Source organism: Pseudomonas sp. PDM31, assembly GCF_019218965.1.
Lineage (GTDB): Bacteria > Pseudomonadota > Gammaproteobacteria > Pseudomonadales > Pseudomonadaceae > Aquipseudomonas.
The window spans coordinates 685494-712004 of the sequence record NZ_JAHUWS010000002.1 but is presented as its reverse complement, the minus strand read 5'-3'; the positions used below and the strand labels follow the sequence as shown (position 1 = coordinate 712004).

General features: G+C 58.8%; 25 protein-coding genes and 1 pseudogene. 10 read left to right on the top strand and 16 right to left on the bottom strand.

The annotated features are described in order from the left end of the window. Nucleotides 1–251: 251 nt before the first annotated feature. Nucleotides 252–1451, bottom strand: coding sequence for a tyrosine--tRNA ligase (gene tyrS / locus KW839_RS06445; RefSeq protein WP_060541598.1), 1200 nt, complete (start codon nt 1449–1451; stop codon nt 252–254). A 212-nt stretch (nt 1452–1663) separates the two neighbouring features. On the opposite strand from tyrS, the gene KW839_RS06440 reads away from it, so the two are divergent. Then, the gene (locus tag KW839_RS06440) at nt 1664–3121 is read left to right on the top strand and encodes a peptidoglycan DD-metalloendopeptidase family protein (protein WP_218423754.1); all 1458 of its coding nucleotides are present in this window, start codon (nt 1664–1666) and stop codon (nt 3119–3121) included. A gap of 3 nt (nt 3122–3124) precedes the next feature. Continuing rightward, the gene (locus KW839_RS06435) at nt 3125–4216 is read left to right on the top strand and encodes an anhydro-N-acetylmuramic acid kinase (RefSeq protein WP_218423753.1); all 1092 of its coding nucleotides are present in this window, start codon (nt 3125–3127) and stop codon (nt 4214–4216) included. A 68-nt stretch (nt 4217–4284) separates the two neighbouring features. Here KW839_RS06435 and erpA read toward each other — a convergent pair whose 3' ends face one another. Together erpA and argC are read right to left on the bottom strand one after the other, a co-directional pair. Next, nucleotides 4285–4635 (bottom strand): iron-sulfur cluster insertion protein ErpA, encoded by a 351-nt coding sequence (gene erpA, locus KW839_RS06430; RefSeq protein ID WP_060541601.1) that lies wholly within the window; start codon nt 4633–4635, stop codon nt 4285–4287. A gap of 167 nt (nt 4636–4802) precedes the next feature. Then, nucleotides 4803–5837 carry an N-acetyl-gamma-glutamyl-phosphate reductase gene (gene argC / locus KW839_RS06425; RefSeq protein ID WP_060541602.1) on the bottom strand — a complete coding sequence of 345 codons (1035 nt, stop codon included), beginning with the start codon at nt 5835–5837 and terminating at the stop codon, nt 4803–4805. Between the two features lie 135 nt (nt 5838–5972). Between argC and hemJ the strand changes: the two genes are divergently transcribed. The 6 genes and pseudogenes from hemJ (at nt 5973) to coq7 (ending at nt 10293) form a co-directional block, all read left to right on the top strand. Next, entirely contained in the window at nt 5973–6404 is a 432-nt protein-coding gene (gene hemJ, locus KW839_RS06420; RefSeq protein ID WP_218423752.1) for a protoporphyrinogen oxidase HemJ, read from the top strand. Between the two features lie 32 nt (nt 6405–6436). Further along, nucleotides 6437–7405: a nitronate monooxygenase family protein gene (locus KW839_RS06415; protein WP_218423751.1), complete on the top strand. Its 969-nt coding sequence runs from the start codon at nt 6437–6439 to the stop codon at nt 7403–7405. Nucleotides 7406–7537: 132 nt separating this feature from the next. Continuing rightward, a pseudogene (locus KW839_RS06410) lies at nt 7538–8203 on the top strand (DUF805 domain-containing protein); the annotation flags it as partial. Between the two features lie 62 nt (nt 8204–8265). Then, nucleotides 8266–9054 carry an SDR family oxidoreductase gene (locus KW839_RS06405; RefSeq protein WP_060541605.1) on the top strand — a complete coding sequence of 263 codons (789 nt, stop codon included), beginning with the start codon at nt 8266–8268 and terminating at the stop codon, nt 9052–9054. An 80-nt stretch (nt 9055–9134) separates the two neighbouring features. After that, on the top strand, nt 9135–9473 hold the full coding sequence (locus KW839_RS06400; protein ID WP_060541606.1) for a histidine triad nucleotide-binding protein: 339 nt from the start codon (nt 9135–9137) through the stop codon (nt 9471–9473). 172 nt (nt 9474–9645) lie between these two features. Continuing rightward, nucleotides 9646–10293 (top strand): 2-polyprenyl-3-methyl-6-methoxy-1,4-benzoquinone monooxygenase, encoded by a 648-nt coding sequence (coq7, locus tag KW839_RS06395; protein ID WP_060541607.1) that lies wholly within the window; start codon nt 9646–9648, stop codon nt 10291–10293. 119 nt (nt 10294–10412) lie between these two features. Here the strand turns inward: coq7 and speD are convergent, their stop codons facing one another. Next, nucleotides 10413–11207: an adenosylmethionine decarboxylase gene (speD, locus tag KW839_RS06390; RefSeq protein ID WP_060541608.1), complete on the bottom strand. Its 795-nt coding sequence runs from the start codon at nt 11205–11207 to the stop codon at nt 10413–10415. A gap of 239 nt (nt 11208–11446) precedes the next feature. Beyond that, nucleotides 11447–11869 (bottom strand): OsmC family protein, encoded by a 423-nt coding sequence (locus KW839_RS06385; RefSeq protein WP_060541609.1) that lies wholly within the window; start codon nt 11867–11869, stop codon nt 11447–11449. 230 nt (nt 11870–12099) lie between these two features. Here KW839_RS06385 and crp point away from each other — a divergent pair, with 230 nt between their 5' ends. Further along, a complete protein-coding gene (gene crp / locus KW839_RS06380; protein WP_218423750.1) occupies nt 12100–12744 on the top strand; it encodes a cAMP-activated global transcriptional regulator CRP in 645 nt (214 codons plus the stop codon). On the opposite strand, the gene KW839_RS06375 is transcribed toward crp, so the two are convergent. From KW839_RS06375 to KW839_RS06360, 4 genes are all read right to left on the bottom strand, one after another. Then, complete coding sequence (locus tag KW839_RS06375) at nt 12741–13442, bottom strand: lipoate--protein ligase family protein (protein WP_218423749.1); 702 nt, start codon at nt 13440–13442, stop codon at nt 12741–12743. The two genes, crp and KW839_RS06375, sit on opposite strands and share 4 nt — an antisense overlap. A gap of 154 nt (nt 13443–13596) precedes the next feature. Beyond that, the gene (gene trpC, locus KW839_RS06370; protein ID WP_218423748.1) at nt 13597–14433 is read right to left on the bottom strand and encodes an indole-3-glycerol phosphate synthase TrpC; all 837 of its coding nucleotides are present in this window, start codon (nt 14431–14433) and stop codon (nt 13597–13599) included. Beyond that, on the bottom strand, nt 14430–15479 hold the full coding sequence (gene trpD, locus KW839_RS06365) for an anthranilate phosphoribosyltransferase (protein WP_218423747.1): 1050 nt from the start codon (nt 15477–15479) through the stop codon (nt 14430–14432). Before trpD ends, trpC begins: the two co-directional genes overlap by 4 nt. Before the next feature lie 9 nt (nt 15480–15488). Beyond that, nucleotides 15489–16082 carry an aminodeoxychorismate/anthranilate synthase component II gene (locus KW839_RS06360; RefSeq protein WP_007906885.1) on the bottom strand — a complete coding sequence of 198 codons (594 nt, stop codon included), beginning with the start codon at nt 16080–16082 and terminating at the stop codon, nt 15489–15491. Between the two features lie 408 nt (nt 16083–16490). Here KW839_RS06360 and estP point away from each other — a divergent pair, with 408 nt between their 5' ends. Further along, nucleotides 16491–18401 carry an esterase EstP gene (gene estP, locus KW839_RS06355; RefSeq protein WP_060541613.1) on the top strand — a complete coding sequence of 637 codons (1911 nt, stop codon included), beginning with the start codon at nt 16491–16493 and terminating at the stop codon, nt 18399–18401. A gap of 168 nt (nt 18402–18569) precedes the next feature. Here estP and trpE read toward each other — a convergent pair whose 3' ends face one another. From trpE to KW839_RS06320, 7 genes are all read right to left on the bottom strand, one after another. Beyond that, nucleotides 18570–20051 carry an anthranilate synthase component I gene (gene trpE / locus KW839_RS06350; RefSeq protein WP_218423746.1) on the bottom strand — a complete coding sequence of 494 codons (1482 nt, stop codon included), beginning with the start codon at nt 20049–20051 and terminating at the stop codon, nt 18570–18572. A gap of 70 nt (nt 20052–20121) precedes the next feature. After that, complete coding sequence (locus KW839_RS06345; RefSeq protein ID WP_060541615.1) at nt 20122–20940, bottom strand: phosphoglycolate phosphatase; 819 nt, start codon at nt 20938–20940, stop codon at nt 20122–20124. Then, the gene (gene rpe / locus KW839_RS06340; RefSeq protein ID WP_008061583.1) at nt 20937–21611 is read right to left on the bottom strand and encodes a ribulose-phosphate 3-epimerase; all 675 of its coding nucleotides are present in this window, start codon (nt 21609–21611) and stop codon (nt 20937–20939) included. The genes KW839_RS06345 and rpe overlap by 4 nt, the downstream gene beginning before the upstream one ends. A 115-nt stretch (nt 21612–21726) precedes the next feature. Next, nucleotides 21727–22875: an iron-containing alcohol dehydrogenase gene (locus KW839_RS06335; RefSeq protein WP_060541617.1), complete on the bottom strand. Its 1149-nt coding sequence runs from the start codon at nt 22873–22875 to the stop codon at nt 21727–21729. A gap of 231 nt (nt 22876–23106) precedes the next feature. After that, nucleotides 23107–23931, bottom strand: coding sequence for an ABC transporter permease (locus KW839_RS06330; RefSeq protein ID WP_218423745.1), 825 nt, complete (start codon nt 23929–23931; stop codon nt 23107–23109). Between the two features lie 12 nt (nt 23932–23943). After that, a complete protein-coding gene (locus KW839_RS06325; protein ID WP_218423744.1) occupies nt 23944–25191 on the bottom strand; it encodes an ABC transporter permease in 1248 nt (415 codons plus the stop codon). Nucleotides 25192–25429: 238 nt separating this feature from the next. Further along, nucleotides 25430–26473, bottom strand: coding sequence for an ABC transporter substrate-binding protein (locus KW839_RS06320; protein ID WP_060541620.1), 1044 nt, complete (start codon nt 26471–26473; stop codon nt 25430–25432). Nucleotides 26474–26511 lie beyond the last annotated feature (38 nt).

Below are 26511 nucleotides of genomic sequence, written 5' to 3'. Positions count from 1 at the left end.
TTTCAAGGAATCCTTAACAACTTCAACCACTTGCGCTTTCGATCTCTCGTCAGCGGGAGGCGAATTCTACAGCGTTACACGCTGCTGTCAACACCTCTTTTTCAACTCCCTTTCGGCTTCGATGAACCGAAGCAACTTGCTGTCGAAAACTGCGTAACTCATTGTTTACCAAGGAGTTTTACGTTTCGACTGCGCCGGAAGTGGGGCGAATTATAGGCTTCTAAAATTCGCCGTCAACCTCTATTTCGGTTTTATTCGGCTTTCAGCGTAATTCGTGCAAAAGCCTTCTTGCCAGCCTGGCAAACATGGGTCGCACCCACTGCATATATAAAGGTGCGATCAACCACTTCACCATCTATACGCACACCGCCCGAACCAAGAAGGTCCCGCGCCATCGCCGAGTTCTTCACCAGGCCCGCCTTATTAAGGACGGCAGCAATAGGCATATCTTCGGCAGCAGTCAATTCGACCTCCGGCAGATCATCCGGCAGCTCACCTTCCTTCATGCGGTTACCCGCCGCGCGATGAGCGTTAGCCGCAGCCTCCTCACCATGGAAACGCGCAACGATCTCTTCGGCCAGCTTGATCTTGATGTCGCGCGGGTTGGCCCCGGCCTCCACATCAGCACGAAATGCATTGATCTCTTCCATGGAGCGGAAGCTGAGCAGCTCGAAGTAGCGCCACATCAACGCATCCGGAATGGAAACCAGCTTGCCGTACATTACGCCCGGTGCTTCCTGGATACCGACGTAGTTGCCCAACGACTTGGACATCTTCTTCACGCCATCCAGACCTTCCAGCAACGGCATGGTCAAAATGCACTGAGCCTCCTGACCATAACCACGCTGCAGCTCACGACCCATCAGGAGATTGAACTTCTGGTCGGTACCACCGAGCTCGACGTCCGCACGCAAAGCGACCGAGTCGTAACCCTGAACCAGCGGATAGAGGAACTCGTGAATGGCAATTGGCTGGTTGGTCGTGTAGCGCTTGTCGAAGTCATCGCGCTCGAGCATGCGCGCCACGGTGTACTGCGAAGTCAGGCGAATGAAGTCCGCAGGCCCCATCTGATCCATCCAGGTGGAGTTGAACGCCACCTCGGTTTTCGCCGGATCAAGAATCTTGAACACCTGAGTCTTGTAGGTCTCGGCATTCTCGAGAACCTGCTCACGGGTAAGCGGAGGACGCGTGGCGCTCTTGCCGCTCGGATCACCGATCATCCCGGTGAAGTCACCAATAAGGAAGATCACCTGATGCCCCAGCTCCTGGAACTGGCGCAGCTTATTGATAAGCACGGTATGACCCAGGTGCAGATCCGGAGCGGTCGGATCGAAGCCTGCCTTAATACGCAGTGGCTGGCCACGCTTGAGCTTCTCGATCAGCTCGGACTCGACCAACAGTTCTTCCGCACCACGTTTGATCAGCGCTAGCTGCTCTTCAACCGACTTCATAACCAACCTGCAAGGCTCAGAATCAAAGGGAACCAACCATACAAGATCGCGCGTCAAATACAAGTTTTGCCCGGCGCACGGACGCCAATCCACAGGCAGAGCACCCACGGACTTGCTTCAGAGATGATTTGGTTATATTTTATACAGTTATTTCATCTTCATCATGTCATTCATCTTTTCCAATTCATCATTTTTCAAAGTCAAAATCACTTATGACCACTGAACCGTCTAAAGCGCCACCGCTTTACCCGAAGACCCACCTGCTTGCCGCAAGTGGGATCGCCGCCCTTCTCAGCCTGGCGCTCCTGGTATTCCCTTCCAGCGATGTTGAAGCCAAAAAGACGACCCTGAGTCTTGAACTGGAAAGTCCTGCTGAACAACTGACACAAGATCAAGACGCTGCTGACGCCGTCCAAGCCACAAATGAGTCAACAGCCTCGCCCTTCGCGCAGATAGAAAACAGCGCAGAGGACACCCAGGAAACCGCCCAGACTGCACCCGTAGCTGCACCGGAACCGGCACAGGCGCCGGTAACTGCATCCGCACCGGCCGCCGAAGAAAAGAAGGCTGAAACCCACAGGGAAGTGATCGTCGGCAAAGGCGATACCCTTTCCACGCTGTTCGCGAAAGTCGGCCTGCCAACCACCTCTGTGCATGAACTGCTGGCCAGCAACAAGCAGGCCAAGCAATTCAGCCAGCTCAAACACGGACAGAAACTCGAATTCGAACTGAGCCCCGACGGTCAACTGACCAATTTGCACAGCAAGCTGAACGACCTGGAAAGCATCAGCCTGACCAGAAACGACAAGGGCTACACGTTCAACCGCACTACCGCTAAGCCGACCGTGCGCTCCGCGTATGTTCACGGAGTGATCAACAGCTCACTGTCGCAGTCCGCCGCTCGCGCCGGCCTGTCTCACAGCCTGGCCATGGACATGGCCAGCGTGTTTGGCTACGACGTCGACTTTGCCCAGGATATTCGCCAGGGTGACGAGTTCGACGTCATCTACGAGCAGAAGGTCGTCAATGGCAAGGCTGTCGGTAACGGCCCGATCCTGTCGGCACGCTTCACCAACCGCGGCAAGACCTACACCGCCGTGCGTTACACCAACAAACAAGGCAATAGCAGCTACTACACCGCTGACGGCAATAGCATGCGCAAGGCGTTCATCCGTACACCGGTGGATTTCGCCCGCATCAGTTCGAAGTTTTCCATGGGCCGCAAACACCCGATCCTGAACAAGATCCGCGCCCACAAAGGCGTTGACTATGCAGCACCACGCGGCACTCCGATCAAGGCCGCCGGTGATGGCAAAGTTCTGCTGGCGGGGCGTCGTGGCGGCTATGGCAACACCGTGATCATCCAGCACGGCGCTACCTACACCACGCTGTATGGCCACATGCAAGGCTTCGCCAAAGGCGTGAAGACCGGCGGCACGGTCAAACAGGGCCAGGTGATCGGCTACATCGGTACCACTGGATTGTCCACCGGTCCGCACCTGCACTATGAGTTCCAGGTCAATGGTGTACACGTCGACCCGCTGGGCCAAAAAGTAGCGATGGCCGATCCGATCTCCAAGGGTGAACGCGCACGCTTCCTCGCACAGAGCCAGCCGCTGATGGCGCGCATGGATCAAGAGAAGTCCACCATGCTGGCTTCGAAGCGCTAAGCCATGACGCGCTATATAGGTGTGATGTCCGGGACCAGCCTCGATGGACTGGACATTGCACTGATCGAACTGACCCCGGCGATCAAGCTGATTGCCACGCACTACATCCCCATGCCCGAATCCCTGCGCGCCGAGCTGCTTGGGTTGTGCGCCAGCGGTCCGGACGAAATCGCCCGCTCCGCCATCGCCCAACAGAACTGGGTGAGTCTGGCAGCACAGGGCATTCACGCCCTCCTTGCCCAGCAGCAACTCGAACCTCACGACATTCGCGCGATCGGCAGCCATGGCCAGACCATTCGCCACGAACCGGCGCGCGGGTTCACTGTACAGATTGGCAATCCGGCCCTGTTGACCGAACTGACCGGCATCACCGTGGTCAGTGACTTCCGCAGCCGCGATGTAGCCGCTGGCGGGCAAGGCGCGCCGCTGGTTCCAGCCTTTCATGAAGCCCTGTTTGAAGAGCGGGAAGGCAACCGCGCAGTCTTGAACGTTGGCGGCTTCAGCAACCTCAGCCTGATCGAGCCCGGTCAGCCTGTTGCAGGCTTCGACTGCGGCCCGGGAAATGTGTTGCTGGATGCCTGGATCCATCGGGAACGTGGCGACAACTATGATCGCGGCGGCCAATGGGCCGCTACGGGCAAGGTCGAACCGACACTGCTGAAGGCCCTGCTTGGCGATCCATTTTTTGTCACCAAAGGCCCGAAGAGCACCGGCCGCGAAGTGTTCAACTTGCCGTGGCTGCTACAGCATCTTTCGCACTTGTCGACCTTCGCGGCAGAAGACGTGCAGGCAACATTGCTTGAACTGACCGCTCTGACCATCGTCGAGTCGCTGCAGAGTGCCCAGACAGACACTCGGGAACTGTTGGTATGCGGCGGGGGCGCGCATAACACCACGCTGATGAACCGCCTGGCCAGCCTGCTACCGAATACAAAAGTCAGCAGCACTGCCGCTTACGATGTAGACCCTGACTGGGTCGAAGCCATGGCCTTCGCCTGGCTGGCGCATTGCTGCCTGGAAGGCATCGCCGCCAACCGCCCAAGCGTTACCGGCGCCCGCGGCTTGCGCGTACTCGGTGCCATCTACCCCGCGTAAATCCTCCAGACAGCAAAACGCCGCAGGGCTCTGGAGCCATGCGGCGCTGGGTAATGCAGACTCGCTGATCAGATCGAGAACGAAGAGCCACAACCACAGGTCGTAGTCGCATTCGGGTTCTTGATGACAAAACGCGAACCTTCCAGACCTTCCTGGTAATCCACCTCGGCTCCCGCCAGGTACTGGAAGCTCATTGGATCGACAACCAGACTCACACCCTCGCGCTCGACAATGGTGTCGTCTTCGGCCACTTCTTCATCGAAGGTGAAGCCGTACTGAAAACCTGAACAACCGCCGCCCGTAACGAATACGCGCAGCTTCAAGCGATCATTCCCCTCTTCATCGACCAGGCTCTTCACCTTGTGCGCGGCACCGTGGGTGAATTGCAAAGCCGTGGGGGTGAAGGATTCGACGCTCATGCTGACTATCTCCCGGCGTTACGCCGTCATATTGCGTGATGACGCGCATTATCCGCTTCTCCTAGAAAAGCGGTCAACTATTGTTATGGTATATCAACCAACCCAGGCGCCGACCCGGAATGCAAAAAGGCCCGTATATCGGGCCTTTTGCTGTGCAGCATTAAACCTTAAGGCAGCATGCCGGCGTGGGACAGACCCAGACGCTCATCCAGCCCGAACAGGATGTTCATGTTCTGCACCGCCTGACCCGACGCGCCCTTGACCAGATTGTCGATCACCGAGAGCACCACCACCAGATCGCCGTCTTGTGGACGATGCACCGCGATCCGGCAAACGTTGGCACCGCGCACGCTGCGGGTTTCCGGATGGCTGCCGGCCGGCATGACGTCGACGAACGGCTCGTTGGCGTAACGCTTTTCAAACAGCGCCTGCAGGTCCACCGAGCGATCGACTACGGTCGCATACAACGTGGAGTGAATGCCACGGATCATCGGCGTCAGGTGCGGAACGAAGGTCAGGCCGACATCCTTGCCCGCGGCGCGACGCAACCCCTGGCGAATTTCCGGCAAATGACGGTGACCTTTGACCGCGTAGGCCTTCATGCTTTCCGATGTCTCGGAGTACAGCGAGCCGACCGCAGCACCACGACCGGCACCGCTGACGCCAGACTTGCAGTCCGCGATCAAACCTTTGGTGTCCGCCAGACCGGCTTCAAGCAATGGCAGGAAGCCCAGTTGCGTGGCAGTTGGATAGCAACCCGGTACGGCAATCAGGCGCGCCTTCCTGATTTGCTCACGATTGACTTCCGGCAAGCCGTAGACCGCTTCGTCGAGCAACTCCGGCGCACCGTGGGGCTGGCCGTACCACTTGGCCCATTCCGCGGCATCTTGCAGACGGAAGTCGGCCGACAGGTCGATGACCTTGGTCCCCGCCGCCAGCAGCTCACCCGCCAGGGCGTGGGCAACGCCGTGCGGTGTGGCGAAGAACACCACGTCGCAAGCACCCAGGGTCTTGATGTCCGGAACGCTGAACGCGAGGCCGTCGTAATGGCCTCGCAGGTTCGGATACATGTCGGCAACGGCCAGGCCAGCCTCGGATCGGGAAGTGATGACAACCACTTCTGCTTGCGGATGCTGCGCCAACAGACGCAGCAGTTCGACACCGGTGTAACCCGTGCCGCCGACGATACCGACCTTGACCATAAACCTGCCCTCAACGAACCCACTGGAAAGCCGTCGATAATAGGGGCCGCAAGCCCCTGCGACAACCGTCAAGGTGACGTGCGGAGCCTCAAGCCTCTACTATTCGGCCTACCGTGAATTCTGGAATAACCAAAAATGCTTTATCTATGGCTCAAAGCGCTTCACATCGTCAGTATGGTTTGCTGGTTTGCCGGCCTGTTTTACCTGCCGCGACTGTTCGTATATCACGCGCAAAGCGAAGACGCTGTCAGCAAGGAACGCTTCAGTATCATGGAGCGCAAGCTGTACCGGGGCATCATGGGCCCGGCGATGATCGCTACACTGATCTTTGGCGGCTGGTTGATCAGCCTCAACCCTGGCGCCTATTTCACCCAGGGCGGCTGGATGCACGCCAAGTTGACGCTGGTGGTATTGCTGATCGGCTATCACCACATGTGCGGCGCCCAGGTAAAACGCTTCGCCCGTGGCGAGAACACCCGCAGCCATGTCTTTTATCGCTGGTTCAATGAAGTCCCGGTTCTGCTATTGCTGGCCATCGTAATTCTGGTCGTGCTTCGGCCGTTCTAATCCTACTAGCCGCATTTAACGGGGTACTTCCAATGTCGCTGCCCGCTCTGCTCGAACAACGTCTGCGTCTGCCAGTGGTGGCAGCGCCAATGTTCCTGATTTCCAACCCGCAATTGGTGCTCGCCTGCTGTCGCAACGGTGTAGTCGGTAGTTTTCCTGCGTTGAATCAGCGTGAGAGCAGCGGCTTCAAGGCCTGGCTGGAAGAAATCGAAGCCGGGCTGGCAACCCTGGACAAGCCTGCGCCCTACGCCGTCAATCTGATTGTCCACAACAGCAATCCGCGGCTGCAGGCAGACCTGGATATCTGCGTGGAGCACAAAGTACCGATCGTGATCACCAGCCTAGGCGCCGTGAAAGAACTGGTCGATGCATTCCACAACTACGGCGGCCTGGTATTCCATGACGTCACTACACGTCGCCACGCGGAAAAAGCCGCCGAAGCCGGTGTAGATGGCTTGATCGCTGTGGCCGCAGGTGCCGGTGGACACGCCGGGACCTGGAGCCCGTTCTCACTGATTGCCGAGATCCGTCAGTTCTTCGACAAGACTCTCCTGTTGGCCGGCTGCCTGAATCACGGCCATGAAATCCTCGCCGCACAATTACTCGGCGCGGACCTGGCCTACTTCGGGACGCGATTTATCGGCACCACTGAAAGTCATGCGCCTGACGCTTACAAAGAGATGCTGCTGACTTCCCAGGCAGCAGACATCATCCATACTCCAGTAGTGTCAGGCATTCCCGCCAGCTTCATGCGCCAAAGCCTGGAGGCGGCCGGTTTCGATATGGCGGCGCTGCAGGGCAAGGGCGAAATCAACTTCGGCGCCAAGCTCAAGCCGGTCAGCGATGAGGCCAAAGCCTGGAAAACCGTGTGGTCCGCAGGCCAGGGTGTGGGCGCAATCGATGACCTGCCAAGCGTCGAGCAGTTGGTTGCGCGTCTAGATGCCGAGTATCGCAAGGCTCTGGAGCATGCCGCGCAACTACCCAAGCGCTGGCCACGCTGACAATGGAGTAAGGCCTGCCGCCATCGGCGGGCCTTACAGTCGCCCGGACGCGACACTCTGAATCTAATGTTTCATGACAAGGATGACTCGAACATGGACGAAAACCGCTCTCAAGATCCCGTCCCGCCGACGGATCCTCTATCTCCTTACGGCCCGACCCACGCCGCAGTCGGTGAAGCCTTGCCGCAGTTCGCAGCGCTCAACCCGTTCAGCTTCGATGGGCGCATTGGTCGTTTGCGTTACCTTGCCTGGACGATGGTCCTGACCCTGGCTCTGCTGGCTGCTTGCGCAGGCTTCGCCTCGATTGCCCTGGCCCTGATCGGCGCTGACTCGTCGGCCGGCCTGATCATCGGTGGCTTGCTGGCCTTTATCCTGTTTGTTGCCATCGCCTTCATCAGCATCCAGATCACCGTTCAGCGCCTGCATGACATCGGCTGGTCAGGCTGGCTGTGGCTACTGAACCTCGTTCCATTTGTAGCCAGTGTCTTCCCGTTCGTGATCACGGTCGTGCCTGGCAACAGCACCACAAACCGCTATGGCCCACCACCCCCACCCAACAGCACCGCAGTAAAGCTGTTGTCTTTACTGTGGTTGCTCTTTATCGCGCTGGTCTTCGCCGGCGCATTGACCGGGAGTCTTTCGGCGATTCAGCAAGAGTACGAAAACGTCTTGCAGGGCAGCTATGGAACCGGCTCGGCCACTTCCGACGAAATCGACGTCGATAACGAACTGCAACCAAATTCTCCTGGCGATGCAGCCGAAGAGGCCCAGCCCCCTGTAGACTCTGCCAAAGAATGAACAGCGCTCCAGGCCCGTGACACCTGCGTCGCGGCGCGGAGCTGTTTGCGATGGAGAACTGAATGACCCGTTACGCTCTGATCACTGGTGCCTCCAGCGGCATCGGCCTTGCGATGGCCGAAGCCCTGGCACGGCGCGGCCGCAGCCTGATTCTGGTGGCCCGACAACGTGATCAGCTGGAAAGTATTGCGATCGAACTGACCCAACGTTTCGGCGTCGAGGTGCTGTTCCGTGCCTGTGATCTGGGCGAACCGCTACGCTTGTCCGGATTTCTGCTGGAACTGGAGGAAGGTGACCGGCACATCGATTTGCTGGTCAACTGCGCCGGCATTGGCACCTGCGGACCTTTTCTGGCCCAGGACTGGATGACCGAGCAAGACCTGATCGAAGTGAACATCCTTGCCCTCACCCGCCTGTGCCACGCGATCGGCAACAGCATGGCGCTGCAAGGCGGCGGACAAATTCTGAATGTGGCCTCGGTGGCCGCGTTTCAGCCGGGACCGTGGATGAGCACTTACTACGCCAGCAAGGCCTATGTGCTGCATTTTTCCGAAGCCTTGCGCGTCGAGCTGAAGAAATGCGCGGTCAAGGTATCGGTGCTCTGCCCCGGCCCGACCCGCACGGGGTTTTTCCGCACCGCGCAACTCAATACCGACAAACTTGCCGGCAACAAGCTGCTGATGAGTCCCGAAGAAGTCGCTTTGTATACCGTGCGGGCGCTTGAAAAGAATCGCGCGATCATCATTCCCGGGCGGCGCAATCGCTGGTTCGCCTTCCTGCCGCGGCTCGGTTCGCGCTGGTTGAACCGGACAATTGCAGGCATGGTCATCAAAGCCCACTGCCCTCGTTGAAATGTCCTACGGTAAAACACTGGGCTGGTGCATCCCCTTGTAAGTACACTCAGGCCAGCCCAAACAACGGAGAAACAGCTGTGGATACTCTGTTCACCAAGATCATCAACCGGGAAATCCCGGCGAAGATCATTTACGAGGACGACCAGGTACTGGCCTTCCACGACATCGCCCCACAGGCACCGGTACATTTTCTGGTCATTCCGAAGAAACCGGTGCGAACCTTGAACGACCTGACTGAAGACGACAAGGCATTGGCCGGACACATTCTGTTCACCGCTCAGCGCCTGGCGCTGGAACTGGGCTGCGAAAAAGGCTTCCGTGTGGTCATGAACTGCAATGAAGAAGGCGGGCAGACCGTCTATCACATTCATATGCACGTACTCGGCCAGCGCCAGATGAACTGGCCGCCGGGCTGATTCTCAGGCTGCCCTTGCAGGAGCCGGCTTGCTGGCGATGGCGTCATTGAGATCGCCATCGCCAGCAAGCCGGCTCCTACAGGAGTGGTGGTGACGCCACACATGACCCAACGCAAACCTTCCCCTCGCCAATTGGGTTAAACTGGCCGCCGAGATTCCCCCGGAGGTCCGCATGACTACCCAACGTCACTACTCGCCGATTGACCGTCTTCTGCTGCAAGCCGATGCCGCGATGCGTACCCTGCTGCCCTTCAGTGGCCAGCCATACCGTCCATCGCCTGCCATCGTCCAGCCGGATGCAAAAATGAGCGATGAAGACACCCGCCACGTTGCCGGCCTGATGCGTATCAACCATACCGGCGAAGTCTGCGCCCAGGCGCTGTACCAAGGCCAGGCCCTGACCGCCAGGCTGCCGCAGGTGCGTGCAGCCATGGAGCATGCAGCCGAAGAAGAAATCGATCACCTGGTCTGGTGCGAACAACGCCTCCATCAGTTGGGCAGCCACACCAGCATTCTCAACCCACTGTTCTACGGCATGTCCTTCGGGATTGGAGCGGTTGCGGGGCTGATCAGCGACAAAGTCAGCCTGGGGTTCGTTGCGGCGACTGAAGATCAGGTGTGCAAACACTTGAACGAACACCTGGAGCAACTGCCGGCCGAGGATGAAAAGTCCCGGGCGATTCTTGAGCAGATGCGCATTGACGAAGAACAGCATGCCGAAAGCGCACTGGATGCCGGTGGGTTCCGTTTTCCGGCACCCGTGAAGTTCGGGATGAGCCTGATGGCTAAAGTGATGACCAAGAGTACCTATCGGATCTGATACTTTGGTTTCCCGGGAGGGCCTCTTCGCAGGCAAGCCAACTCCCACAGGGGCAGTATTCAGTGTAATAAAAAAGGCGACTGCCCTGAGGTAGTCGCCTTTTTTGTGCTCGAAGAACCTTAGTTCGGCATGTTGCGCGCGTAGAAGATTTCGAGCATTTCGTGTTTCACCCGCTCGGTCACCTGGGCACGCTGCTCAGACGACAGATTGCTGGTGGCATCGCCGAACAGGTAGTTATCCAGTTCGAAGTTCTTCAACAGCATTTTGGTGTGGAACAGGTTTTCCTGGTACACGTTCACGTCGGTCATCTGGTACGCGTCGCGGGTGTCTTCGGAGAGGTAGTTCTGGATCGAGTTGATCTCATGATCGATGAAGTGCTTCTTGCCTTCAATGTCACGGGTGAAACCGCGCACACGGTAGTCCACTGTCACGATGTCCGAATCGAACTGGTGAATCAGGAAGTTGAGCGCTTTAAGCGGTGAAATGACCCCGCAGGTCGACACGTCAATGTCCACACGGAAGGTTGCAATACCGTCCACCGGATGGATTTCCGGATAGGTGTGCACCGTGATGTGGCTCTTGTCGAGGTGGGCCAGAATGATCTCGGGCAACGGGCCCGGAGATTCTTCGATCTGACTCTCGGTCGGGGTTACCGGCTCTTCAGAAATCAGGATCGTGACGCTGGCGCCCTGTGGTTCGTAGTCCTGACTGGCAATGTTCAGGATGTTGGCACCAATGATATCGACAACTTCCGTGAGGATCTGCGTCAGGCGTTTCGCGTTGTACTCTTTATTGATGTACTCGACGTAAGCCTGCTGGTCTTGCGGGGTTTCCGCGTAGCAGATGTCATAGATGTTGAAGCTCAAGGTCTTTGTCAGGTTATTGAACCCGTGGAGCTTGAGTTTGCTTTTCACCGTTAAAAACTCTCTATGTGCTTGCGGCCCGGCCGCGTGATCAAGCATGCCCGTCAGATGCGAACAACGCACCTGCGTAGGACGGTTAACACCTCTTCGCGATGGCGATTTTGGTTGTCTGTTCGGGTGCGAGGCCTATCGATTGACCGGCCACTACCCTGAAAAAAGTGGCGCATTATGCAGACGTCAGCTTGGGATCGCCAGAGTCTGCACTGCTTTTATGATAGTTGAATGTCGACTCAGCCAAGCTCGACGATTTCGTAGTCGTGGGTAATCGCCACACCCGCCGCGCCAAGCATGATCGAGGCCGAGCAATACTTTTCTGCGGACAGCTCGATGGCGCGCTTGACCTGGGCCTCTTTCAACCCGCGGCCCTTGACCACGAAGTGCATGTGGATCCTGGTGAAGACCTTGGGATCTTCAGTTGCACGTTCGGCCTCGAGAAAGGCTTCACAGCTTTCCACGGCCTGGCGGGATTTCTTGAGAATGCTGACCACATCGAAATTGCTGCAACCGCCGACACCCAGCAGGAGCATTTCCATCGGCCGGACGCCCAGGTTACGTCCGCCAGCTTCAGGTGGACCGTCCATGACCACGACATGACCGCTACCGGATTCGCCGAGGAACATGGCTTCGCCAGCCCATTGGATGCGTGCCTTCATCGCCAAGACTCCACTGTATAAAAAAGGGTCGCCAGCTTAGCACAGGCCCCGTGATTGACACTGTTAGCCTTCCTGAGAGATATCCTGCAACGCTGTAGGTAAATGCTCGAATATTGCAGGAAGTGTCTGTTAAGCTGGCGCCAATTCGCTGGCGCATAGCCAGCTTTGGCGCCAGCTTCTGCATTCATAAAAAAGCCAAACACACCGTGCAGCATTTTCGGGATACAACCATGGTTGCTATTACCCCCACCCCCAGGATCAAGAACCTCGACAAGCTGTTGATGCATTGCCAGCGCCGTCGCTATCAGGCCAAGAGCAACATCATTTGTGCTGGCGACCGCTCGGAAACACTGTTCTTCATCATCAAAGGCTCAGTCACCATCCTGATCGAAGATGATGATGGCCGGGAAATGATCATTGCCTATCTCAATGCCGGGGATTTTTTCGGAGAGTTGGGGCTGTTTGAACAGGCAGGCCTGGAGCAGGAGCGCAGCGCATGGGTGCGAGCCAAGATTGAATGTGAAGTTGCCGAAATCAGTTATGCAAAATTCCGCGAACTGTCTGAGCAGGATCCCGACATTCTTTACGTGCTTAGCGGACAAATCGCACAACGTCTGCGTAATACCACACGCAAAGTTGGCGACCTGGCATTCTTCGACGTGACCGGTCGCGTTGCGCGCTGCCTGCTGGAACTGTGCAAGCAACCCGACGCAATGACCCACCCGGACGGCATGCAGATCAAAGTGACCCGTCAGGAAATCGGGCGGATCGTCGGATGCTCACGCGAGATGGTCGGACGCGTGCTCAAGGATCTGGAAGAACGCAACCTGGTGGGCGTCAAGGGCAAGACCATGGTGGTCTTCGGTACGCGCTAGGCGCAGAACATCTGCTTGAGCATCAGCCGGTAGAGTTCGTCGAGACGAGCCAGGGCCCCTGGCGCCGTAAACTTCTCATGCAATGCAATATGGCTTTCAGCGCGCACCCGCTGCTCCAGACCGCAGGCTTCGTTGAAGCGATTGACGGCCGCGACCATTGATTCACGCTCATTGTCGATCAGCATCGCTCCGTGCACCAACCCCACCGGTCGTTGGCCTCCCTGACTCTGACGCCAGCGCTGGGCGGTGCCGACCATCTTGCGCCCGTCCAGGTTGACGTTGAAGCGACCATCACAGAACGCCCCTTCGATTTCACCCAGTGACGACGTGCCGCCCAGCTCATCCAGCAGCTGGCAGATAGGGTCGCACAGACGCCGGTATCCGGACTCGATGCGGTTCAGATCGCCTTCGTTACGTGGCGGTGCGTAAACCAGCGCGATATTGATCGTCGAGGCCGACTGTGGCACCGGCTCACCGCCAGTTTCGCGCAACAGCACCGGCCAACCCGCTGCCGCTGACACCTCGCACGCGACCTCGAAATTGGGCAGACGACTCAAGCGGCGCGGCATGACCAGTGCGCGATCGCTCGGTTGCCAGAACAACAGGCCAAACTCCGCGTCGCCGGCACAGACCGATGCCAACAGATCCTGTTCGGCCTGCAGGCCGGCTTCGATGGTCATGTTGATCGGCTGGTTCATGGACAACTCCGCAAGGCTTGGATCTTCAGGAATGTTTAAGGGCCCTTTCGCGAGCAAGCCCGCTCCCACATTAGTGGCGCTCTACGGGCAACGCCGATCAAATGTGGGAGCGGGCTTGCTCGCGAAGGTCGCGCCCCGATTTACCGGCAAAAAATCAATCGAGGGTCGAACCGCTGACCGGAACGCCGCGCTCTGGGAAGAACAATCGCTGCAATTCAGTGCCCGGGCTTTCGGCGCGCATGAAGGCTTCGCCGACCAGGAACGCGTAAACATCGCTGATCTCCATCAGCTCGACATCGGCGCGATTGAGAATGCCACTCTCAGTGATGACCAGACGATCGCGCGGGATGCGCGGCAGCAGGTCGAGGGTGGTTTCCAGACTGACGTCGAACGTGTGCAGGTTGCGGTTGTTCACCCCGACCAGTGGCGTGTCGAGGGTCTTCAAGGCACGCTCCAGCTCGTCGCCATCGTGGACCTCCACCAGTACATCGAGGCCGACGCTTTTGGCCACTGCCGCCAGTTCGGCCATTTTCACGTCATCCAGAGCGGAAACGATCAACAGCACGCAATCGGCGCCCAACGCACGGGCTTCGACGATCTGGTATGGATCGATCATGAAGTCCTTGCGGATCACCGGCAGCTTGCACGCCGCACGGGCCTGTTGCAGATACGCATCGGCGCCCTGGAAGTAATCGATATCGGTAAGCACCGACAGGCAGGTCGCGCCACCCTTCTCGTAGCTTTTGGCGATGTCGGCGGGAATGAAGTTCTCGCGGATCACACCTTTGCTCGGCGAAGCTTTCTTGATTTCCGCGATGACCGCCGGCTGTTTCAGCTTGGCCTGGGCCAGCAATGCGTTGGCAAAACCACGGGGTGCATCGGCCGTCTTGGCCAGACTTTCCAGCTCGGCAAGGCTGACGCGAGCGCTACGCTCGGCGACCTCCTCGACTTTGCGCGCCAGAATGTTTTCCAGAACCGTCGGTACACTCATCCTTCATTCTCCACTTTGAATACCGCGGTAAATGCACCCAGCTCCTCGAGTTTTTCCCGAGCGAGGCCGGTGTGCAGCGCATCGTGCGCCAGGGCAACGCCTTCTTTGAGGCTGCCGGCATGGTCGGCGGCATACAGCGCGGCACCGGCATTGAGCACGATCATCTCGGCTGCCTTCTGACCGTTTTCGGTCTTGCGCTTGCCCAGGGCATCGCGAATCAATTCCAGGGAAGCCGCCGGGCTTTCCACCGCCAGGCCATGCAGGCTCTGGCTTTTCATGCCCAGGTCTTCCGGCTCGACCCAATACTCGGTGATCTGGCCATCTTTGAGTTCTGCGACAAAGGTCGGCGCGGCGAGACTGAACTCGTCCAGGCCATCCTTCGAATGCACCACCAACACATGCTTGCTGCCCAAACGCTGCAACACTTCAGCCAGTGGCCGGCACAGTGCCTGAGTAAATACGCCGACCACCTGATGTTTCACACCGGCCGGATTCGTAAGCGGGCCGAGCATGTTGAACAGTGTCCGCAACCCCAGTTCACGGCGCGGGCTGGCGGCGTATTTCATCGCGGAGTGATGGGTCTGGGCAAACATGAAACCGATACCAACGTTGTCAATGCAACGCGCTACCTGAACCGGGGTCAGGTTCAGGTAGATACCAGCTGCCTCCAGCAGGTCGGCGCTGCCGCTCTTGCCCGACACTGCACGGTTGCCATGCTTGGCCACGGTGCAACCGGCCGCAGCGACCACGAAAGCCGATGCGGTCGATACGTTGAAAATGTTGGCGCCGTCCCCTCCGGTGCCGACTACGTCCACTACACCATCGAGGGTCTTGAGTTCGACTTTGTCCGCCAGTTCGCGCATCACCGATACAGCGCCGACGATCTCGTCGATGCTTTCGCTTTTCATGCGCATGGCCATCATGAATGCGCCGATTTGCGCATCCGAGCATTGCCCGGTCATGATTTCACGCATCACATCGCGCATCTCATCGGTGCTGAGGTCGAGGTGATCGACGATTCGGCTCAGGGCTGTCTTGATATTCATGAAAGGTCCTTAGCGCGTGCCGCCGGTTTGTTTAAGGAAGTTGGCAAACAGTTCGTGGCCCTGTTCGGTGAGGATCGACTCGGGGTGGAACTGCACGCCTTCGATGTTCAATGTCTTGTGGCGCAGGCCCATGATCTCGTCAACCGAGCCGTCCTCAAGCTGAGTCCAGGCCGTCAGCTCCAGGCAATCGGGCAGGGTTTCGCGCTTGACGATCAACGAATGGTAGCGGGTCACCGTCAATGGACGATTCAGGCCCTCGAATACGCCCTTGTCCTCGTGAAATACCGGGCTAGTCTTACCGTGCATCACTTGGCGGGCGCGAACCACATCGCCGCCAAAGGCCTGGCCGATGGACTGATGGCCGAGGCAGACACCAAGAATCGGCAGCTTGCCGGCGAAATGCTTGATCGCTTCAATCGAGATCCCGGCTTCGGTCGGGGTGCAAGGACCGGGGGATACTACGATGCGCTCAGGGTTGAGGGCTTCGATTTCAGCGATGGTCAGTTCATCGTTGCGCACAACCTTGACCTGGGAGCCCAGCTCACCGAGGTATTGCACAACGTTGTAGGTAAAAGAGTCGTAGTTATCGATCATCAGCAACATGGCGTTAAGAACCTCTTGAATTCACTGACTTTGAAGATGGCCTTCGAATGATTTACCCGCAGCGCGCTGCGCTTTGGCAGATGCTGGGGTAGCGCCAGCAAAGCGGCATATCAAACAGGTAAAGAAGGTAAAGCGGTACAGGGCCGGCGGGGCCGGCAAAAGAATTCAGGCGCGCCAACGCCAGCGGGCGTGTGCCTTGATGACTTGATCCAGGAGTTTACTGATGATCAACACGGGGAAGGTCTCATTCATACGTCTCGGCACAGTAACTTAGCTGGGCAGAGCGTGCAATATGGCCGGGGCTGCTGCTCGCGAAACTATTAAGGGCTTCGCGACAGATGGCAAAAGGCCCGGAGTTTTTGGTACTGTCGTTTCGTTCACTAAAACAATAAATAAACGGACTTGCTCATGATCAAACAGACGATGTTTGTACCGCTCGCAGGATGCTTGCTCGCAATGGCTTGCGCCCAGGCGAACGCCGCGCCGAATCCCTATACCAACTTCGTCGTCTTCGGCGACAGCCTCAACGACGCAGGGACCTTTGCCGATCCGGGTGGTCCTGCGGGGGCGACGCAACGCTATACCAATCGGACAGGGCCGATCTATCTGGATGGCAGTGGCGAAATCCGCTCGCTCAACTCCACGCAGATCCTCGGTGGGAAACTGGGGTTCTCGCCAGACCAGACGGCGTCATCATCCTCGGCAGTGCGCGCCAGCAATGGCCAGCCCGATGGCAACAACTGGGCCGTCGGCGGTTACCGCACCGATCAGATTCTGGATTCGATCACCAGCACTTCCGCCACCGGCGAGCGCACCCGCGCCGGCTACCTGCCGTCGAACAACTTCCGTGCCGACCCGAATGCGCTGTATTACCTTTCGGGTGGCGGTAACGACTTCCTGCAGGGCCGCGTGACCAGCCTGCCTCAGGCCAGTGCCGCCGCCGGCCGTCTCGCCGACAGTGTGCAGACGCTGCAAACCGCCGGCGCCAAATACGTCATGGTCTGGTTGCTGCCCGATATCGGCTTTACCCCGGCGTTTAACGGCACCCCGTTGCAAGCGTTCACGTCCCAGCTAAGCGCCCAGTTCAACACTGAACTGGTTAGCCGACTGCAAAACATCAATGCCGAAGTCATTCCGCTCAACATTCCGGTACTGCTCAAAGAGACATTCGCCAACCCGGCACAGTTTGGCCTGGCCACCGACCAGAACCTCATCGCCACCTGCTTCAGCGGCAACGGTTGTACCGAGAACGCCCGCTTCGGTATCAATAGCGCCACGCCGGACCCGACCAAGCTGATCTACAACGACTCGGTGCACCCCACCGAAGCCGGGCAACGCCTGATTGCCGATTATGCGTACTCTCTGTTGGCGGCCCCGTGGGAGCTGACGCTGCTGCCACAGATGGCCCAGGGCACCGTGCGTGCGCATCAGGATGAGCTGCGCAATCAGTGGCTGGCCGATTGGGAAAACTGGCAAGGCGTTGGCCAATGGCGAGCCATCGTCGCCGGCGGAGGCCAACATCAGGATTTTGACGGCCAGGACAGCGTGGCAAGCGCCGACGGCAACGGAGCCAACCTGAACATTGGTGGCAGCTACCGCCTTGATGACGCCTGGCGTGTTGGTCTGGTGGCCGGTTTCTACAACCAGGAACTCGAAGCCGGCAACAATGATTCCGACTACAAGCTCAACACTTATCTGGGCACGGCATTCGCCCAGTATCAGCAAAACCGTGTATGGGCAGACGCGGCGTTGACGGCCGGTCATCTGGATTACGACAGCCTCAAGCGCAAGTTCCAGCTAGGCGCCAACGAGCGTGGCGAAAAAGGCGATACCAGTGGCTACGTCGAGGCCTTCAGTGCTCGCCTGGGTTACGACATCGCGCAGCAAGCCAGCAGCCCTTGGCACCTGTCGCCGTTTGTCAGCGCCGACTTCTCCAAGGTAGAAGTCGATGGCTACTCGGAGGACGGCTTTAACTCCACAGCACTGACCTATGCCGATCAGGAGAGTATTTCCCGGCGTCTGGGCATCGGCTTGCAGGGCAAATACCAGATCACGGCACAAACCCAGGTGTTTGGCGAAGTAGCTCACGAGCGTGAGTACAACGACGATACCGAGGACGTGTCCATCAACCTCAATAGCTTGCCGGGTAATCAGTTCACACTGGAAGGCTACGTTCCGCAAACCAGCCTGAACCGGGTGAACCTGGGTGTGAGTCACAACCTCACCAAGGACCTGGCACTGCGCGCCAGCTATAGCATTCGCAAGGATGATGATTTTACCCAGCAAGGCATCAACGTAGGCGTTGCACTGGACTTCTGATTCGCAAGCAATAAAAAACGCGGCGCCTGTGAAGACGCCGCGTTTTTTTATCCGCAGCCCCCCCTGTGGGAGCGGGCTTGCTCGCGAAAGCGGTATGTCATTCAGAATCATTGTCGACTGATACACCGCTTTCGCGAGCAAGCCCGCTCCCACAGGTACTACGTGATTTCAGGTGTTCGGGGTTTGTTCGGCCAGGGCCACGGCACGGAACATCGCGCGGCGTTTGTTCAGGGTTTCTTCCCATTCCAGCGCCGGTACCGAGTCGGCGACGATGCCGCCACCAGCCTGTACGTGCAATTCACCGTTCTTGATCACCGCCGTGCGGATCGCAATCGCGGTGTCCATGTTGCCGTTCCACGCGAAGTAACCGACCGCGCCGCCATAAACGCCACGCTTGACCGGTTCCAGCTCGTCGATGATTTCCATCGCGCGAATCTTGGGAGCACCCGACAAGGTGCCCGCCGGCAGAATTGCCCGCAATGCATCCATGGCAGTCAGCCCTGCCTTCAGTTGCCCGGTAACGTTGGACACGATGTGCATCACGTTGGAGTAACGCTCGATAACCATTTTCTCGGTGAGTTTCACCGAACCAATCTCCGACACCCGACCGGTATCGTTACGCCCCAGGTCGATCAGCATCAGGTGCTCGGCGATTTCCTTGTCGTCGGACAGCAGGTCTTTTTCCAGGGCCAGATCGGCTTCTTCGTTGGCGCCACGCGGACGGGTACCGGCAATCGGGCGCACGGTGATCAGGTTGTCTTCGACCCGCACCAGCACTTCCGGCGAACTGCCGACCACGTGGAAGTCGCCGAAGTTGAAGAAGTACATGTAAGGCGTCGGGTTAAAGCAGCGCAGCGCCCGGTACAGGTCGATTGGCGCAGCCTTGAAGTCGATCGACATACGCTGGGACGGCACAACCTGCATGCAGTCTCCAGCCAGGATGTATTCCTTGATGGTGTCGACGGCTTTTTCGTAGTCGCCTTGGGTGAAACTCGAACGGAACACCGGATCAGCCGCTTGTTGCTTGCTGAAATCCAGGCCCCGGCGCGGCGTGATTGGCTGACGGAGCTTTTCCAGCAGCTCTTCAAGGCGTGCACGACCTTGTTCGAAAGCGTCGTCCTGCGCCGGGTCGGCCAGCACGATCGCATGCATTTTGCCGGCGAGGTTATCGAAAACCACCACCGCATCGGAAACCATCAACAGAATGTCCGGTACGCCCAGCGGGTCCGGGTTCGGGCATTTGCCCAGACGCTTTTCCACATAACGTACGCAGTCATAACCGAAGTAACCCACCAGACCGCCGTTGAAACGCGGCAGGCCGGGGATGGTCGGCACGTTATAACGGGCCTTGAACGCTTCGACGAAGGCCAACGGGTCTTCGACGTCATGACTTTCAGTTTCGACGCCATCGATGGTCACGCTGACGTGATGATCGTGAACACGCAGCACGGTGCGGCACGGCAGGCCGATGATCGAGTAACGGCCCCACTTCTCTCCGCCCTGCACCGACTCCAGCAGGTAGGAGTTCGGTTCGTCGGCCAGTTTCAGGTAGATCGACAGCGGCGTGTCGAAGTCCGCCAGGGTTTCGCAGGCAAGCGGGATGCGGTTGTAGCCGGCAGCGGCCAAATGCAGGAATTCTTCGCGGATCATGAGGTGCCTCGTGGCTTGAGGGTCTAACAGTCAGGTATGCAAACGTGCCGGACAACCGGCCAGAATCAAGTCAGGCGCGCCAACGCCAGCGGGCCAGGGCCTTCATGACTTTCATCCAGAGTTTGCGAGTGACCACCACGATGGAGTTTCCAGGAGGGGATTGAACAGCGTCGGCCAACGTTATCTCAGCGGCCGGATCCAGGCAACCGGGAATTAGTTTGCGCAGATCGTCGATCACCATCGACGGCGACTCTTCGGCGATTGGCCGGCCATGGTTGTAGCCATAGCTCAACCCCACGCACTTGACCCCTGCCGCTTTCGCCGCCAGCACATCGCTGCGCGAATCGCCGACGAACAAGGATTGCGAGGCCGGAATGTTGGCCATTTTCATCACGAAAAACAGCGCGGCCGGGTCCGGTTTTTTCTGTGGCAAAGTGTCGCCACCGATGATCCAGCGGAAATACCGGCCGATCTTCATCTGATCCAGCAGCGGCGCGACGAAACGCTCCGGCTTGTTGGTGATCAGCGCCATCTCGACACCCTGCTTTTTTAGCCACCTGAGGGTTTCGCGCACGCCGGGATAGATCACGGTCAACTCATGGCTCGCGCCATAGGCCTGCATGAACAATTCCAGCGCTTTTTCCGCCTCATGGTTATCGACCGCCGAATGATCGATGCCGCCTGCCAGCGCACGGCGCACCAGCACTGGCGCGCCATTGCCGACCCATTCGCGCACGGCTTCGATGCCGGCCGGCTGGCGGCCAAGTTTGAGCAGCATGTTATCCACAGCCGCCGCCAGGTCCGGGACCGAATCGATCAACGTGCCATCCAGATCGAACATCACCAACCGCGGTAGTTGCCCCGGGAACAGCTGCTCAAAACCACTCATGGGCGAGCCAGCGCCAGTTCGGAACGCATTTTTTCGATGACTTCCTGATAGTTCGGCGCATTGAAGATCGCCGAACCGGCGACGAACGTGTCGGCACCGGCCGCGGCGATTTCACGAATGTTGTTCACGTTCACGCCGCCGTCGATTTCCAGGCGGATGTCACGGCCCGAGGCATCGATCAGCGCCCGCGCTTCACGCAGCTTGTCGAGGGTGCCCGGGATGAACTTCTGCCCGCCGAAGCCAGGGTTGACGCTCATCAGCAGGATCATGTCGACCTTGTCCATCACGTACTTGAGCACGTCCAGCGGGGTCGCCGGGTTGAACACCAGGCCCGACTTGCAGCCACCTTCGCGGATCAGTTGCAGGGAACGATCAACGTGCTGCGTGGCTTCCGGGTGGAAGGTAATGTAGGTCGCGCCGGCCTCGATGAAATCGCCGACGATGCGGTCCACCGGGCTGACCATCAGGTGCGCGTCGATCGGCGCGGTCACGCCGTACTTGCGCAGCGCCGAACAGACCATCGGGCCGATGGTCAGGTTTGGCACGTAATGGTTGTCCATGACATCGAAATGCACGAAGTCGGCGCCGGCGGCCAGGACGTTATCCACTTCTTCACCCAGGCGGGCGAAGTCGGCGGAGAGAATCGACGGAGCAATTACGAAGGGCTGCATGACGCACCTTTTCTGAGCAGAATCACGATGGCGCGCATTGTATACCTCATGCTTTGACGCGCGCACCGTGACTGCGATGATTGACCTTTGCCATCAGCCATCAACGGTAAAGGCTCTAGTACGCCGCGCGATAGATTTTCTCGATATCGACGGCACTCAGTTTACGCGGGTTGTTGCGCATCAAGCGCTCGATCCCCGCGGCTTCTACCGCCATGGTCGGGATCGCGTCTTCGGGCACCCCGAAACTGCGCAGGCCCTGAGGAATTTCCACCGCTGCGCACAACTCGGTCATGGCTTGCACGGCTTTATCAGCCGCCTCGCCGGCACTCAGATGAGCGGTTTTCACCCCCATGGCTTCAGCGATATCCTGCATGCGCTCGACACAGGCCATCTTGTTCCAGGTCATGACATAGGGCAGCAGCAGCGCGTTGCTGACGCCATGGGCAATATTGAACCGCCCACCCAGCGGATACGCCAGCGCATGCACCGCACCAACCCCGGCATTACCGAACGCCATGCCGGCCATCAGGCTGGCGGTGGCCATGTCTTCCCGGGCTTGCAGGTTCGATGGATTGGCATAAGCCTTGGGTAATGCCCTGGCGATGAGCTTGATGGCGCCGATGGCCAAGGCGTCGGTAATCGGCGAGGCGTTGACCGACAGGTAGGACTCGATGGCGTGGACCAATGCGTCAACACCGCTGGCGGCCGTCACACTGCGCGGACAAGTCATGGTCATTTGCGGACTGACCAGCGCTACGTCGGGCAACAGGTAGTCGCTGACAATCCCCCGCTTCAACTGCGCGACCTTGTCGGAAAGAATCGCGACGTTAGTCACTTCCGAGCCGGTGCCGGCGGTGGTCGGAATGGCGATCAGTGGCGGCCCCTTGCGTGGCACCTGGTCGACGCCGAACAGGTCCTCCAGTGCACCGTGGTAACCGGCATAGGCCGCAACGCTCTTGGCAATGTCGATGGCGCTGCCGCCACCCAGACCGATCAACCCGTCATGCCCACCGTCGCGGTAGACCTGCATGCAGTCCTCGACGATGGCGATTTCCGGATCGGGCAGCACCCGGTCGAAAATTTCGTAGGAGCGTTCGCCCAACTGCGCCAAGGCCAGTTCGACCGTGCCGGATTTGACAAGGGCGGCATCGGTGACGATCAGCGGGTTGTCGATGTCCAGACGCGTCAACTCTGCGGCCAGCTGCTCGATGGCGCCTGCCCCGGTGATCAGTTTGTGAGCGATTTTGAAAGAGGAAAGACTCATGTGCGCAGCCTCTTACAGGAGTGGGAGCTGGGCACAATAGTAGCTGGGGATTGGGAGTTGTCCGCTATTCAGGTCATGAATGACCGTACTCCCTGAATACCACAAAACATAACTGTAGGAGCGAGCAGGCTCGCGATGGTCGTAAACGATAACGCGGGAAGTCTGCTTCCCCGTGGTGTTCTTGAGTCCATCGCGAGCAGGCTCACTCCTACAGGTGATCGGTGTGCGGTTTCAGACCTGGGCGGTGCGCAGTTTCTCGCTGCGCCCGCGCAACCACTCCAAGGTCAGCAGCAGGATCACCGAGAAGGCAATCAACAGGGTTGCCGCTGCTGCAATGGTCGGGCTGAGGTTTTCGCGGATGCCGCTGAACATCTGCCGTGGCAGCGTCGCTTGCTCGGGACCGGCGAGGAACAGCGTCACCACCACCTCATCGAACGACGTCGCAAAGGCGAATAACGCACCCGAGATCACGCCCGGCGCAATCAGTGGCAAGGTCACCCGACGAAACGCGGTCAGCGGTGAAGCACCGAGGCTCGCAGCGGCGCGCACCAGGTTCTGGTTGAACCCCTGCAAGGTCGCCGACACCGTGATGATCACAAACGGCACGCCCAGCACCGCATGCACCACGATCAGCGAAAAGAAGCTGTTACCCAGCCCCAGCGGTGCGAAGAACAGATAGCTGGCCACACCGATGATCACCACGGGAACCACCATCGGCGAAATCACCAACGCCATCACCAGCGCCTTGCCGGGGAATTCGCCCCGGGTCAGGCCGATGGCCGCCAAGGTGCCAAAGATCATGGCCAGCACCGTCGCCGCCGGGGCGACGATGATGCTGTTTTTCAATGCGCGCATCCATTCCGCCGAGGCGAAGAAGTCGTGGTACCACTGCAGCGAGAAACCTTGCAGCGGATACACCAGGAAACTGCCGGAATTGAACGACAGCGGAATGATCACCAGCACCGGCAGAATCAGGAACAACAGAATCAGGCCGCAGAGAATCCGCAAACTGTAGAACCACGCCCGTTCGATGGGCGACATATAAGGACTCAGCATTTCGTTTCCCCCTTAGCTCAGGCGCAGGCGACTGGCGCCCACCAGCCAGCTGTAAATCAGATAAAGCACGACGGTCGCCAGTAGCAGTAGCCCGCCGAGTGCGGTCGCCATGCCCCAGTTGATGCTGGTGTTGGTGTAGAAGGCGACGAAGTAACTGACCATTTGATCGTTCGGGCTGCCCAGCAACGCCGGGGTGATGTAGTAGCCGATGGCGAGGATGAACACCAACAGGCAACCGGCGCCGACACCGGCATAGGTCTGCGGGAAGTACACCCGCCAGAAGCTGGCGAACGGATGGCAGCCCAGGGAAATTGCGGCGCGCATGTAGGTCGGCGAGATGCCTTTCATCACGCTGTAGATCGGCAGGATCATGAACGGCAGCAGGATGTGCACCATCGAGATGTAGACCCCGACACGGTTGAATACCAACTCGATCGGTTTGTCGATGATGCCCATGGCCATCAGGCCGCTGTTGATCAGGCCACCCGATTGCAGCAATACAATCCAGGCTGCGACCCGTACCAGAATCGACGTCCAGAACGGCAACAGCACCAGAATCATCAGCAGGTTGCTTTGCCGCGATGGCAGGTTGGCCAGCAGGTAAGCCAGGGGATACGCCAGCACCAGGCAGATTACGGTGATGACCAGACCCATCCAGAACGTGCGGGCAAAAATGTCGAGGTAGATCGCCTGGTCCGGGGTGGCCGGGGCGATTTCGCCGAGGTCGTCGATGCGATGATCGACGGCAGCCAGCAGATAATACGGGGTGATGCTGCTGGTGTTGCGGCGCACCGCTTGCCAGTACGCCGGATCGCCCCAGCGCTCGTCGAGACCTTCCAGCGCTTCCTTATAGGAGGCCGGTTCAGTGGCCAGCGGCAAGGCGCGGGCGGTTTTGGTCAGCAGGCTGCGGTAGCCGGCCAGTTCCATGTTCAGGCGTTTGGACAAGTCGCCCAGGGTTTGATTCTTGCGGGCTTCGGCGAGGTCTTCGGCGGCCGCTTTGTAAACCGGTTCAGCGGGCAGCCCGCGACCGTCCCAACTGGCGATGGCCGTCACGGTGCGCGGCATGCCGCCGACCACTTCCGGGTTGCCCACGCTTTTATAGAGCAGCGCCGCTATCGGCACCAGGAACACCAGCAACAGGAACAGCACCAATGGCGCAATCAAGGCCTGGGCCTTCCAGCGGTTGACCCGCTCGGCGTGCCTGAGCCGCTGCTTCAAGGTGGGGTCAGTGCCCGCGTTCGCGGGAACGGCGATAGCCATGGCGTACTCCGGAAATCTTTGATCAATCAATAATGAGGGAGAGAACTTGTGGCGAGGGAGCTTGCCGGAATGCCGCATCACCCCGTCCGGCGGCCGTCTTGAAACCATCGCACTCGGTGTATCTGATACACCGTGATTTCAGGTATTGGGACCGCTTCGCGGCCCAACGGGGTGATGCGGCATTTCGACAAGCCCCTCGCCACAGAGGTCCGCGCTCACAGGAGCGCGAGCCCTCTAGTTACTTAGCGGCCCAGGAATTGAAGCGCTGTTCCAGTTGCTCGCCGTTGTCAGCCCAGAAGCTGACGTCGATCTGCACCTGGTTGGCGATGTTTTCCGGGGTGGTCGGCATGTCCTTCAGGATATCCTTGGACAGCAGCGGTACCGCCTGGATGTTGGCCGGGCCGTAGGCGATGTTTTCCGAATAGGTCTTCTGCTGCTGTGGCTGTACCGAGAAGGCGATGAATTTCTTCGCCGCTTCCGCCCGCGCCTTGTCCAGACCTTTTGGAATAGCCCATGCGTCGAAGTCGTAGATGCCGCCGTTCCAAACGACCTTCAGGTTGCTTTCTTTCTGCACTGCGGCGATCCGGCCGTTGTAGGCCGAGCTCATGACCACGTCACCGGAAGCGAGGTATTGCGGCGGCTGTGCACCGGCTTCCCACCACTGGATACTTGGCTTGAGTTCATCGAGCTTCTTGAACGCGCGATCCTGACCATCCTTGCTGGCCAGCACTTTGTAGACGTCTTTGGGCGCAACGCCGTCGGCCATCAGAGCGAATTCCAGGGTGTACTTGGCGCCCTTGCGCAGGCCGCGCTTGCCCGGGAACTGCTTGGTGTCCCAGAAATCCACCCAACTGGTCGGAGCGGTTTTCAGCTTGTCAGCGTTATAGGCCAACACCGTCGACCACACGAAGAAACCCACGCCGCAAGGCTGGATGGCGCCTTTGACGTAGTCTTCGTTCTTGCCGAACAGCGCAGGATCCAGGGGCTCGAACATGTCTTCGTCGCAACCACGGGACAGCTCTGGCGACTCTACTTCCACCAGATCCCAGGAAACACTCTTGGTGTCGACCATGGCTTTGACCTTGGCCATTTCACCGTTGTACTCGCCGGCGACGATCTTGCCGTTACCTGCCGCTTCCCACGGTGCGTAGAAGGCCTTGACCTGCGCCGCCTTGTTCGCCCCGCCAAAGGACACCACGGTCAGGTCCGGGCCAGCCGCCATCGCGCCCGCTGCGCCCATCATGCCCAGTGCCAAAGCGGTGAATTTCAGGGATCTCAACATTTATTGTTCTCTCCACGTGCAGGGTTGGTGTTGTTGAA